Source organism: Candidatus Komeilibacteria bacterium CG_4_10_14_0_2_um_filter_37_10, from assembly GCA_002793075.1.
GTDB lineage: Bacteria > Patescibacteriota > Patescibacteriia > UBA1558 > UBA1558 > UM-FILTER-37-10.
In genome coordinates this window covers 1-13,121 of the sequence record PFPO01000016.1, presented here as the reverse complement: position 1 = coordinate 13,121, position 13,121 = coordinate 1, and the positions used below count along the sequence as shown (strand labels likewise).

At 35.6% G+C, this 13,121-nt stretch carries 13 protein-coding genes and 1 tRNA gene; all 14 read right to left on the bottom strand.

The features are described from left to right. Nucleotides 1-137: 137 nt before the first annotated feature. The 14 genes from COX77_00935 to COX77_00870 all read right to left on the bottom strand — a co-directional run bounded on the left by COX77_00935 (nucleotide 138) and on the right by COX77_00870 (nucleotide 12,950). Nucleotides 138-458 carry a hypothetical protein gene (locus COX77_00935; GenBank protein ID PIZ99673.1) on the bottom strand — a complete coding sequence of 107 codons (321 nt, stop codon included), beginning with the start codon at nucleotides 456-458 and terminating at the stop codon, nucleotides 138-140. Nucleotides 459-492: 34 nt separating this feature from the next. Beyond that, nucleotides 493-1,185 (bottom strand): hypothetical protein, encoded by a 693-nt coding sequence (locus COX77_00930; protein ID PIZ99672.1) that lies wholly within the window; start codon nucleotides 1,183-1,185, stop codon nucleotides 493-495. Then, on the bottom strand, nucleotides 1,182-2,582 hold the full coding sequence (locus tag COX77_00925) for a hypothetical protein (protein PIZ99671.1): 1,401 nt from the start codon (nucleotides 2,580-2,582) through the stop codon (nucleotides 1,182-1,184). Before COX77_00925 ends, COX77_00930 begins: the two co-directional genes overlap by 4 nt. Continuing rightward, complete coding sequence (gene galU / locus COX77_00920; GenBank protein PIZ99670.1) at nucleotides 2,582-3,445, bottom strand: UTP--glucose-1-phosphate uridylyltransferase; 864 nt, start codon at nucleotides 3,443-3,445, stop codon at nucleotides 2,582-2,584. The genes COX77_00925 and galU overlap by 1 nt, the downstream gene beginning before the upstream one ends. Nucleotides 3,446-3,556: 111 nt before the next feature. Next, nucleotides 3,557-4,240 (bottom strand): glycosyl transferase, encoded by a 684-nt coding sequence (locus COX77_00915; GenBank protein PIZ99669.1) that lies wholly within the window; start codon nucleotides 4,238-4,240, stop codon nucleotides 3,557-3,559. Nucleotides 4,241-4,254: 14 nt separating this feature from the next. Beyond that, nucleotides 4,255-5,604, bottom strand: coding sequence for a hypothetical protein (locus COX77_00910; GenBank protein PIZ99668.1), 1,350 nt, complete (start codon nucleotides 5,602-5,604; stop codon nucleotides 4,255-4,257). 31 nt (nucleotides 5,605-5,635) lie between these two features. Beyond that, complete coding sequence (locus tag COX77_00905) at nucleotides 5,636-5,896, bottom strand: hypothetical protein (protein PIZ99667.1); 261 nt, start codon at nucleotides 5,894-5,896, stop codon at nucleotides 5,636-5,638. A 6-nt stretch (nucleotides 5,897-5,902) separates the two neighbouring features. Then, on the bottom strand, nucleotides 5,903-6,772 hold the full coding sequence (locus COX77_00900; GenBank protein PIZ99666.1) for a hypothetical protein: 870 nt from the start codon (nucleotides 6,770-6,772) through the stop codon (nucleotides 5,903-5,905). Between the two features lie 372 nt (nucleotides 6,773-7,144). Next, nucleotides 7,145-8,533 carry a hypothetical protein gene (locus tag COX77_00895; protein PIZ99665.1) on the bottom strand — a complete coding sequence of 463 codons (1,389 nt, stop codon included), beginning with the start codon at nucleotides 8,531-8,533 and terminating at the stop codon, nucleotides 7,145-7,147. 233 nt (nucleotides 8,534-8,766) lie between these two features. Continuing rightward, nucleotides 8,767-9,384: a hypothetical protein gene (locus COX77_00890; GenBank protein ID PIZ99664.1), complete on the bottom strand. Its 618-nt coding sequence runs from the start codon at nucleotides 9,382-9,384 to the stop codon at nucleotides 8,767-8,769. Between the two features lie 81 nt (nucleotides 9,385-9,465). Then, nucleotides 9,466-9,556 (bottom strand) — tRNA-Ser (locus COX77_00885). After that, nucleotides 9,557-10,153 (bottom strand): non-canonical purine NTP pyrophosphatase, RdgB/HAM1 family, encoded by a 597-nt coding sequence (rdgB, locus tag COX77_00880; GenBank protein PIZ99663.1) that lies wholly within the window; start codon nucleotides 10,151-10,153, stop codon nucleotides 9,557-9,559. After that, nucleotides 10,150-11,529 carry a hypothetical protein gene (locus COX77_00875; protein ID PIZ99662.1) on the bottom strand — a complete coding sequence of 460 codons (1,380 nt, stop codon included), beginning with the start codon at nucleotides 11,527-11,529 and terminating at the stop codon, nucleotides 10,150-10,152. Before COX77_00875 ends, rdgB begins: the two co-directional genes overlap by 4 nt. Next, complete coding sequence (locus COX77_00870) at nucleotides 11,529-12,950, bottom strand: hypothetical protein (GenBank protein ID PIZ99661.1); 1,422 nt, start codon at nucleotides 12,948-12,950, stop codon at nucleotides 11,529-11,531. Before COX77_00870 ends, COX77_00875 begins: the two co-directional genes overlap by 1 nt. Nucleotides 12,951-13,121: the final 171 nt, after the last annotated feature.

The window sequence follows — 13,121 nt, the reverse complement described above, 5'->3', positions numbered from 1 at the left end:
AAAGTTACTACCATAAGTAGTGCGATCAGATTAGTCTTGTTAAATAATTTCTTCATTATTTTCACCCCCTTTCGTCAAGGAAAGTTAATTGATTATGCTAATATTATACAATATTTTTTACCGACAGACAATCATTATTACTTATTAAGAATATCTAAAGTGGAACGAACAACCGTATAAGAGCTAAATATGACCAATAATCCCAAGGTGGCCCAAATCAATGTATCACGTCCTTTTTTTACTTTTTCTGAATTTCCCCCAGCAGTCATCCACATAAAACCGCCCGTAATAAAATAAAGTAAGGAAATAATACCGATCAAACCCAAAACGGTTTTTATTATCTTACCAGCCAATAGTTCTGGCGAATTTATCGCACCGAGCGGATTATCAATTTTCACCGCCAAAACCGGCAAAGCTATTATTAACAATAAGAGAACTAACAATATTTTTTTGGACATAGTAATATTTGATTAATTAAGTTTAAATTGATTACTACTTCGGCACACAACAAATAATAGCAGTATTCCCCAGACAATAACCGGTCTTAATAACATTGGTTTTTACATCACACGTTGATTTGTTCTGACAAATGCCGCTGGTCGTAATGGCGCTAATACCACACTTATTAACACATATAAATGCTCGACCAGAACATTCTTTACATTTTGTATCATAAACGTCACAAGCAAAATAATCCTTCTTCACAACATTCGCGCAGTTGTTAGCTCCCGTATTTTGTAGACAAACACCGCTTTTACCACCGCCACAATCTTTATTAACATCAGTCGCTGCTTCACAATCAGTACTGGTAATTTTATTACTAAATTGTGTAGTATCCGTTAATTGCGTACCGCCCAAAGCACCAATCACAGTATTCACTATCAGCCAAGAACCCAAAACAATCATCATACCAATAAAAGTATTGACCATAATATCACGTCCTTGTTTTATTTTATTGGTGTTACCGGCCGAGGTCAGCCAAATAATGCCACCATAAACAAAATAACACAAAACAACAACGCCTAATAATCCCAAAGCCCACTTAGCAATTTGCACAAACATCATCCAAAACTGATCTAAGCCGCAAGAACCGTCAGCAATACATTTTGGTAGCCAATCAGAAGCACCGGCGACAAAGGGAACAATAAGGAGAAATAGAATCAAAACTAAATAATGTTTTTTCATTCCGCTGAATTTAAATACTTATTAAGTCTACTTACTATTAATTGTAATAACTGCTCAACCGTAAATTCCTCGGTCAGACTATGATTATTTTGCTGAATCATGTCTTGCATAACTTGTTCCGCATCCTCTGGTCGATAACCGCGATACCAAGACTTAGAACTTAACAACTGATTCACAAAAACCTCTACCTCTTCTACTTTCATTTGATCATTAATTAGGGCCCTGAGAGCAGTCGGTCTTTTCACTTTTTCCAAATACGGCTTCAATACGCCCGAGGTCGTTGAAACGGTTTTAATAAAATCCCACGCTGGGTCAATATTGGCTTCCGGTATGCCAAAATAGACTGTTTGTGCCCAAAAATCAGCAAAATTTACTTCTTGATCACTTTCGGTAGCGACCTGTAACATCGGCGCTATATTAACATTTAGTTTGGGGGAACGCGATTTGATAATCGGCCATTGATAAGAATAGCCAATGAAATAAGCTAATTTGCCAGCAGTAAACTGTTCTAAAGCATCGGGCATTTTTTCTGACCACGTATATGAGTCTTTGCTGGGATTAATAAAACTACTGTAGAACTGTAGGGCACTTTGTGCTGGATTAAAATCCGAATCTTTATCTGGTGGCATATTAAAAACAGCTTGACCTCTTTCGTCGGTCATTCTAGCACCGTTTTGCATCATCAATAGACTAACGATATCAGTTGCCCGTGGCACATTATTTTCGGTTCCTAAGGCAATGGCTGCTTGCTTGATATTTCCCTCTTTATCAAAAACAGCTAGTGACGGAATTTGTTCCAATAATTCTTTCCAGGTACGAGCCGGTAAAGGAATCTTAGCCGCGGCTAATAAATCACTATTATAATATAAAGCTAAATTATCAAAATTTAATGGTAAGCCGTAAACTTTATCATCAATTACCGTCTGCTCACTAACAGCATCAATAAAAAGTTCTTTAACTTTCTTACTGGTTAAACCAGCAACGTCCTGTACGGTTACTACCTCCTTTTTATTTAACCCGCTCGTGGTTTCCACAAAGGGTATCTTCATAACCTCGGGCATGGGCTTGATAATGTTTTTATATTTCTTTAAATAACTGGCCGGCAAAGCAAAAATGTCTGGGCCTTTCTTTTCCAGCCATGCTTTGGTTAACTCTTTTTCATATTCCTCAAAGCGTAATTTACGATAAGTAATGGTAATATTTGGATGCACGGTACGGTAAGCTGTAATCAGTTGCGCCACATCGGCGCTATCCTCCCAAACGCCCCACCAATTAAGGGTAATTGGTTTATAAACTGCGGCGACTTCAGCGTTTTGCGTTGTTTTACAACCAAAACCAAAAAGTGGCAAGGTGCTAACTAGCAAAAGTAAGGAAATAATTTTAACTTTACTAACCATTATTTTATTTTCTTTAAGTATTTTTTAAAATCTTTTTTTATCGATGTATGCTGCAAACCAAAGTGAACAGTCGCTTCTAAAAATCCTAACTTACTACCACAATCAAAGTATTCGCCGGCAAACTCTAAAGCGTAAATTGGTTTTTGTTTACTATATTCGCGCAAGGCATCGGTAATTTGTATTTCACCGCCTCGTCCCGGTTTAGTTTTTTTTAAAATGGAAAAAATCTCCGGACGTAAAATATATCGAAAGCCGATGGCTATATTGGACGGGGCTACTGCAATTTCTGGCTTTTCAACCAAATCATCAACTTGATAAAGTCCTTCATTTATCTTATGGCCGGCAATAATGCCATAACGGTTAACAATTTTCTTATCCACTTTTCGTGCTGCTAAAACTACAGCGCCGTATTTATCATAGACCTCCATTAATTGCTTAATGGCTGGCTTTTTGGCAGCTATGATGTCGTCTCCTAAAAAAACTGCAAATGGTTCATTGCCAATAACTGGCTCAGCTGTAGCAATGGCGTGGCCCAATCCTTTTGGTGTATTTTGTCTAATATAAACAAAGGTGGCTAGTTCGGATAATTGAGTAATTGACCGCAAATCATCCTTTTTACCCTTTTGACGTAAACGATATTCTAATTCAAAATTGCGATCAAAGTGATCTTCAATGGCCCGTTTGGTTTGTGAAGTAACAAAAATAATTTGTTCAATGCCGGCCGCTACCGCCTCTTCAACTATATATTGAATTATCGGCTTATCTACCAAAGTAAGCATTTCTTTGGGTTGTGCTTTGGTAGCTGGTAAAAATCTCGTTCCTAAGCCGGCCACTGGTATTACTGCTTTCCTAATTTTTTGCATAGAACAATATTATTATACCATTTTATCAACAAATTCCCAAACGAAGTTTCTTTTAATCGCCCTTGGTAATAATTCTCAACACAGTCACGGCAATAAAATAATTGAGTAATGTTAAAACCTAAACCTGATAGTTGCCCACAAAGCTTCTAGGCCGTGTCGCCAATTAATCTTTTTACCCTCCTCCTTGCTCCGCGGTGAATAACTAATTGGTACCTCTACTATCTTGACTCCTTGTTTAGCTAATTTAGCGGTAACCTCATTTTCCCAAACGTAATTATGAGAAACAATATTCATCTGCTTTAATAAATCAATACGTATCAACTTATAGCAAGTTTCTACGTCTGTTAACTTCTGCCGATATAAAATATTTGTTAACCAAGTAATCAAATTAGCACCCCATAAGTAAGTTAGATAACTATAATGACTTTTGTCTCCCAAACGGCGTGAGCCATAAACTACTGCTCGCTGATATTGATCAACCTCTTTGATCATGATTAATAGATCTTGCGGATGATACTCCAGATCGGCGTCTTGAATAACAATGTAGTCACCGCTGGCTTCTTTAATACCAGCACAGACAGCCGCGGTTTTGCCACTATTTTTGGCTAAACGTAATAACTTAATATCACCTTGCCATCTTTGTAATAATTGCCAAGTTTGGTCAGTTGAACAATCATCAACAACAATTATTTCTTTGGACCATGATAGCAAATCTAAATCAACAATTTTTTGTAAAATCAAATCAATTGTTTTCTCTTCATTATAAGCTGGTATGATGATGGATAATTTTGGCATTGTTACCTTGACGACTATAAATTCTTAATTGCTTGTAAAAATACTTCTCGTAAATCAGGAAAGGTTAATGAAATCAATACCGCGTCCTGATCTAACCACTGAACTTCCTTTAACTCCGAGGTGCCGACTATCGCACTTTTAATATTAGTGGCATTAATCAAAAATACTTGATAGGAGCCGTGGCAACCGGCCCGCTCCTTCTTTTGCGAATTAAAAATAAATCTTTGCTTAATGTCGGTTGGTTGAATAATGTCGTCAGCGATTCTTAATCCTAACTCCTCAAAAGTTTCTCTCTTTAAAGTATCAACTAATGTACGATCAAAGTCTTCCTGAGCACCGGCGACAAATGACATATTACCAGTTACGGCATTCTTGACTACTAAAAATTCTCGTAGCCCATCAGTCTCACGATAAAATAAAGCAATAATGCCTTGATATTCTTTTTCTAACTCTTCTTTTAATAGCGGTACAATTTGTTTTCGCATAATTAGACTCTCGGTTTCTGCGCAAATACCAACAAATTTTACCTTTAAAATTCTGGTTAAAATTATCTTAGTTAATTCATCTGCGGTAATAATATAATTTTTACCTTTTTCTAATTCAATGGTATTTTGAAAAACTAAATCTAAATTTAAATCAGTTTTCATTTTATCTAAACTCTTTAGAATTTCATTGCTTCTTTCGCTAATCAACTCGTCTGCCCCGATCATCTCTATTTGTGCGATACCAATCCTTCTTCCACCCAAGACAAACCAAGCAAAATCTCCCTCTATCCGCTCGGCTAACTTTGGGCCGGCGAGATTGGATTTAGCGCTAAAAAGTTCTCGCCAAAAATCTGCAGGCATTTGGCGATAATGACTAAGCCATTCAACGGCAGCTCTATCCCGATCAGTAGTAACGCCACCTTTGAAATTTAAAGTATTAGAAATAATTGCACTACTAAGAAGAGTCGCTGATTTTTCAGAAATCTCCACGTTGTTCTGCATAAATTTTTCAGCAATTAATGTGGCCGCTGCTCCCACTAATTCGATCTGTACTTGCGCCTTAGGAAATTTGTCTGCCTCATTTATTTTTCGATGGTCAATAATCTCAATAACTTTATCCGGTGCAATGTTTCCTTCCAGCCCGATGAGATCGCTAGCATCCACCAAAATAACTTCGTCATAAAAACCTGCATCCTTGATTATTTGCGGATAGGTAAAATGAAAACGGTCTAACACAAATTTTGCTTCTTCGTGAGGCTCGCCAAAAATCCCGACGGTTACTTCTTTTCCTATTTTTTGCAGCCATTCACTATAGGCCAGCGCGCCAGCCACACCATCTAAATCTGGGTTGACATAACAAGTTATCAGTATTGGTTTCATATTTTATAAATTTAGTACTCTAATCTGACGCTTACCCTCGATCAAGAACTTCTAACTTTTGTTCTAGTTGTTCTCGTGGTTTTAGAATAGCTAACGATTTCGTGAAAAAATCAGTAAAGGAAACCTCGGGTTCGTGGGAAATATACTGAGAGATTAAGGAAACGTATTCAAAAATTTTTGGATCAACTCGACGTTTTCCAATTTCTGGATACATCCAAAGCTTCTCGCTAATAGCCTTTTGATTACGCGTTAATTCTAGAATTGGAAGTAAGGAATCCCAAGCTTCTTGCAATCTTTCTTATAAACTACTTTCGATTTCTTTAATTTCTTTCTTTATTATATCTCGCAATACTAGTGAATCTTTTTCTGACAAATTTGGTTTCAACTTCTGCAAATCAATCAAATCGTAGGGCCTATTTTGATGAAATTTATGATAAGCAACAACCATTGGCTGAGATAGATTGATTTCCTTACCATTAGAAAGTTGTTTTTTTATGGGTTCGAAGTACTCTTTCGGCAGCGTCGCCCTATTATAAAAAATAACGGTATTACCCTCCGCATCTTTACTATGAATATGCATATCAACAAAATTAAAAGGGTCGGTAGTTTTCTTATCTCTATTTCCTTCAGAATCAACTTTACAGATAGATAAATTAGATAAATCCGGTTTGTCTAGTTTTGCTATTTCTTCGGCTAATACTTTTTTCATCTTAATCTTTTTTTTATCATCAGTTTCGTCATTTACAAAAATACCAAATCCTTGTTCAGTTAATAATTTTTCTACTGCTGCTAAATCTTCCATAAAAACACTCATGTCAAGATCTTTATGATCACGCATCTGTTTATCTTGATATAAAGAAATATTAGTGGCGCCATCCAGATACCACTGAAAATTGGCCTGCTTAAAAATTTCTGCTACTCGCTCAACTCTTTTTTTAAATTTTTCTTCTTGTTCTGGTGTGGGTTCTTGATATTCACCAACTTCATTTACTTCAGCACCGCGAAACTCACCAAAGAAAGATCGTTCGTCATTAGATGTATCACTTAGGTTATCGGCTTCTGATTTTACTGGCGTGCTTTCTAATTTTTCACTTAATGTCTCCTGGTGATTAATAGGTTCTTCACTCTTTTGCTGATTGTTAATTGTCACGTCTAATCTTTGTTTCATAATTTTTCATCTCCAAAATAAACTTGATATTTATAATAATTTTTTCACAATATTGTGCTCGGGTTAATGGTCGCCACTACTCAATCATTATAATGTCTTCTGCTATATTTTTCAAAAGATATTTTGAGGCACATGAGTCGTGGTATTAATAAAACAAGTGATGCGTCCAAAACAACCACTAGCGATTATTGCCTTATTGCAAAAAGGGATGCTGCGTGCCTTGCTTTTTCCTTTACAAATTTAATTTACCAAATTGAAACATCGTATTTTTCGTAATGATTAGTGGTGACTGTTTTGTTTTTGTCTTGTTCTCTTTTAATCTTCCTCGTAAATTTAATCGAATATAAAATCTTATTAGGGGGATCCATTTTTTTATTCTAATTTTATATTAAAATACTCTCTTTGAAGCTTAAAAATATATTTTTTAAGATCAAAAGATTCTGACTCTTCATCTATTAACTTATGAAGTTTAGTGTTAAGCAGATCCTCAGATATAAGCTTAATCGTTCCACTCCCATATTTGGATTCAAAATTCGCAATCCCTTTTTCCCAATTCAATGTAAGTTTAACCGACTTGTCATTTAATATAGAATATATATATTCCCTAACTTTCTTTTCATTATTTATTTCAACTCTTGGTACTTCAAGCTTAGCCATAAAATATTTTTTAAATGCATCTTTAATCAAGCCTACCTCTTCATTTAATCTACGATAGAGGGCGTCTTTGTCATTTTTTGTAAGCAATCTATCGTCGTAGGCATCTTTAAAAAGCGAATTTTCGATCCAGTCGTAAGTTTTATTATGTGCGTTTAGGAAGCATTCGAAATTCATAAAGATAGTATAATTTTGTAATACACTGTCTAGGTCTTTATTTTCTGAATCACTAGGGTAGTCTATTTTTTTTAAAATCGAGTATTCTTTTAACCCCGTTAAATCTTTAGCGAGTAACAATTTCTTAATCTCCGGTAAAAAAAAGTATAGGCGGTTGTACTTATTAATAATCTTATTATTTGTATCGCTATTTTTATAAAAGGGAGCTAATATTTTCATTCTAACCCGATCACTAGATAGTGAGTTTGTTTTTTTATCCCTTAGACCAGTTTGCTCTTCAAAGTCAAAATCATTCCGAAAATAACCCTGGACATTCCTAGAAAATATCTCTATTACCATTGGGGCGACTTGATAAGTCTTGATTAGTTCGAAATAGTCTTCTCCGCATTCATCAAGAAAATACTTTCGTAGTTCAGAAATCCTGGAAACTAGGTGTGCCTCGTTTCCGCCGAAATTGTTCTCAGTAGACTTTATGACTTCAAAAACATCATCTCTTTCAAAAATATTTAACGCACGTTTAATTTTATCAAAATCATAAGATGCCGCACCGTCACTGCAATAACTTATTTCCACTATCAGTTCAAAAAGTAAAGAGATGATTTTTGGATAATTTAAATACTTCACCAAAATAGAATGCACTGTATTCCTCGTTACTTCATCAAAAGACATTATTTCAGATAGTTCATTTAAGGAATTAAACTGTTCGGATCTAAATCTAAAAGGAATTCTATCAATATTTTCTGAAAGTGCATTCTTACTTAACAGCATCTTCTTAGTTTCTATTTCTGATACATAATATGATTGTTTTTGGGCAATATCCTCATCATTAACCATCATATTATATTTTTGGCTGAGCGAGATAATATCGTCTATATTACTACTATCCACGCTGTCGTGTGTTGATGGTATATTTAAATTTGTTTCTTTCATAATTTTTGATCACCTAAATAAACTTGTTAATTAAAATATTTTTTTCGTTACGAAGCTGATATCAGCAACTTTTAAACGACAAAACGGTAAACACTTAGATTATTGATTTGATTATACGAAAATTAGGGATACTTTACAAAGAAGAAACATATCATTTCGATATTCTAATATCTGCCTAAGAAATTTACCAACTTTACCGCTATAATTCGCTACAATCGATTATATATACCGAATTAATGATTGAATTGTTCTATATTAAAAACATGTGAATTTTCGGCCTGAGAATCTTTAGCCAAAAGTAATAGTTCCGAATTACCAAAATGAAACATTGTTAGAATCTCCAACCAATCTAATTGATAATAAGCAGCATAAATCATTTTGCCAAAATCACCGTGAGTAACTAACAAAATAGAACCGTCTGAGTGTTTTTCCATTATAAAATTCAAAAACTTTTCCGCTCTCACTACTAATTGCGGAAAAGTTTCGGCGTTCTTAGGTGAAAAAAAGTAAGTTATTGTATTTGTTTTCAAAATATCTGGTGCACACAATTTTTCAATATCGCTTGTATGTTGCCCGGTCATAATACCAAAGTCTCTTTCAATTAAACTAGCCAATTTAATTGGTTCGCTCAAGTTCTGGGTATCACTAATGATTTGAGCGGTTTTAAAAGCTCTTTGAAGGGGTGAGCTATAAATGATATCAAATTTAAAATTAGCATCGCTAATTTTTTGAGCTAACTGTTTCGCTTGATTGATTCCAATATCAGTTAAGGGTTCATCTCTCTGGCCGTTAAGTATGCCGTTGGCATTATCTTGATCCTGTCCGTGTCTTGCTAAATATATTTTAAGCATAAAATTGTTGTTCTAATCCATGGCGGGTTGAATTATTTTAAAAGCCATTGCGCCGTATCCGCCAAGGGCGGAGAAGGCGAATGGCGGAGACGGGAGGATTCGAACCCCCGAGGCCTTTTGAGGACCTGCCGCGTTTCGAATGCGGTGCATTCAACCACTCTGCCACGTCTCCTTAAATATTAAACAGCTTACTCTCCATTAAAAACTTTTTCAACTGCGTAAAGGCTAAACCGCGATGCGATAAAAAATTCTTTTCTTCATGAGACATCTCAGCAAATGTCTGATTATAACCATTGGGCTGAAAAATAACATCATAAGGCAAATGATCACGTATTAATCCACGAGGTGCTGCTGTAATAACTCCTTTGACTTGCCCGCTAAAAAACCATTCTCGTCCATCAGGCGCTACCAAAGCTACGTCGGTTTGAAAAAATGCTCGTCGGTCTGTAAACTCTTTCATTTTGTCTAAAGTAAAATCAACCAATCTTTCATCACTCTTATTTTCTCCCGACCAGCGTTTGGAATGTACGCCTGGCAACCCATGCAAAGCCTCAATGCATAAACCGCTGTCGTCACCAAAGGCCCATTCTCCGGTTTTCTCAACTAGCCATTTAGCTTTCTTCAAAGCGTTTTCGGCAAATGTTGTGCCGTCTTCCACCACATCGGTAAAAACACCAACCTCTTCAGCACTCAAAATAGCAAGAGGCGCCATAATTTTATGCATCTCTATAATTTTACCCTTATTATGGCTGGCAAAAATTAATTTCATGCTTCTTTACTACTTAATAAATTATAATTGATAACTATCAAACCCATCACCAACCAGAATAAAATACTAAGATCGTTTTTAAAATAATGAACATCCACTAGACCGTGAATAAAAATAACTGCTAACGCTCCAGCGCCGGCTAAGAGATACTGCTCATACTGTCGTCGCTGCTCAAGGTTGGTTTTTTTAATTATTAATATCGCCCGATATATTAGCAAGCCGGCGCCGATAATCATTGCTAAAAAAGCTAATAAGCCAATCAAACCAATCTCTGTCCAAAAATTCAAAATAATATTGTGGGGATACAAATATATTTCTACTGGCTGCCACTGACCATCAATATTCATACCGCGCTGATGATAAGGACTAATGGCTGCTTGATAGTTAGCTAAGCCACCGCCTAACAAAATATTTTTTTCTAACATCTGTGTAGTTTCTGTCCATTGCTGCTGACGAATTTGCCCGGATAAATCTTGCAATAAAATCTTTTGTTTAATAATCGGCAACTGATCAATTTGTGTCAAAGACAATGCTAATAATATAATAACTAAAATGATAACTCTTTTTCTCGTTCTCTTTTGCACTAATAAAATTACTAACATTACCAAACAACTAGCTACTAACGCTCCTTCGCTTTGCGCCCAGACAATAGTGCTTAATGATGCAACAACAGCTGTAATTTTTAATAATCGAGAAAAAATATTTTGGGATAAAAAACTGGTAGCTAAAAAAATCACTGACAGTGGTCCGAGCAACAAGCCGTTGGCATTGGGATAGCCAAAAAAAGTTGTCACCCGACGATCAAAAGGATTAGCCCACTCCGGATTGGGAATCTGCCAACCAGTTAACTTTTGTATTAAGGCATAAATAAAAATTACGATCGCCAAAATAGCTAAATTATTCACCACCCAATTGAGCTGCTGGTGATTCTTAATGTTATAAATAACCAGAACAAAAAAAACAACGGCTTCCAAAAAATAAGCTTTCCAAATTCCGGCAGCAGCGAACTGATTAGGTGACCATAAAAAAGCGACAAAAGACGCTGCTAAAAAAATTACTAGTGGCCAACGAATGACTGGTGGAATTAGATTAATGACCACCATATTTTCCGACCAGTTACGCCAATGAAACAATTTTCTGATCTGACCAGTAATCGCCAAGTCCAAACTCTGATCCTGATAAATTTTAATTAACCAAATTATAAATAAAATAATAATCATGCCCTCGAGCAGAGTGAGTGGTATGCCACCAATAGTAAAACGCACTAAATAAGTGGGCAATAATAAACAAATAGCATAAATACCACGCCGAACATTAGACCAACAAAAAAATGCAAAGGCAATAAAAAACAAAATTAAAAAAATTAGATATAACATTATTTTGGTGCTCTCAATTCATTAAGAACGTCTTTGTTTAAACCTTTAATCAAGTATAAAACAACTAAATATATTGCTCCGGCTCCGACCAAAAGAATCACCAAATGCCATTCTCGTGCTAACCACAAAAACAAAGCCATTACTGTACTAGCCAACACAATTTTCGGTGCGGCAATCCAGTTAATATTAATGCGGCCAGAATAACGATAACTAATTCGCCAGGCAAAAATAGCATAAAGAACTTCAATAAAAACTGTGGCCCCAGCCGCTGCCCAATAAGAGTAGGTTGGTATCAAAGAAAAATATAAAATGAGAGATAGTATTGCTGTAATAATATAGTAGGGAATCATTTTTTTCTGCTGATCAATGGCCAAAATAATATAACCAAAAAGTGAGCCAAAGAAAATAATCGCTGTGGCCCATAATAAAATTTGTAATACCGCTCCGGCTGATACAAATTCTGGTCCGGCGACAAAAACCATAATCCTCTCAGCTAGCATTGAGCCACCAACTACCATTGGTATGGTAACAATGAGAAAAAAATCAAAGGCTTTCTGATAAACACGTTTAAATCTTTCTAAATCACGAGTGACATAGGCGGTGGTTAATATTGGTAAAATCAAACCCAGGAACATGTGGGGAAAGGTACCAATGATTTCTAATACTTTATAAGTGGCACCATAAATACCAACCTCGCCCTCAGGACGATAAATGGAAAGAATTACCGTGTCGGCTTTAAAATAAACTAAAGTTAATAAAGAGGTAATGGCGATTGGCCAAGCTTTCTGATAAATACTACGCCAGTAAATAAAATCAAAAGCTAAACCAAACTTCACTAACCTTCTGGCAAAGAAAAAAATTATTGCTAAATAAATAATATTAAACACTAAATTGCCACCTACTATATAAAGTAAATCTTTGCCCCAATAAACAAACAAGGCTGTGGCGGCTAAAAAAAGTATCCGGCCAGCTACCTCAGCAATCAATACTTTGTTCATGGTTAGATTTTTTTGGAATAGTGCTACTAGTACCTGAGCTAAGGTAAACAAAAAGAAAGACAAAGACATTACGATCGTTGCCTGCTTAACAATGGCGGCATAAGGAAAAAATAAAACAACTAGCGGTGCCAAAACAAAACAAACCGCTGCGGTTACTAAACGAATAGTAAAAATATTACTGACAGCTTTTTTCTGATCTTTGTTCGGGTCAGCTATTTCTTGAATTAAAACTAAATACAACCCAAAGTCTACGATCACGGCAAAGAATTGAACGAAAGCCAAGACTGTTGTGTACTGACCATAACCATTCTTGCCCAGATGACGCGTTATTAAGGCCACTATGGCAACACCAATAATCGTGCTAACTATTTTACCAGCAAACTGCCAAACAGTATTATATGCCACTTTTTTCGTTAAAGACATGCCTAAATTTTACAGAAAAATGGCTAAAAAAGCAACTTTTTTCGACCCGCGGGGTTGATAACAATTTGCTATTGACAAAAGTAATAATATATGATATATTAATGTATTATTTGAAAATTAACAAAAAAATAACAAAAAGGAAACGGAAATGAAGAAATTGTTTTTTTATTT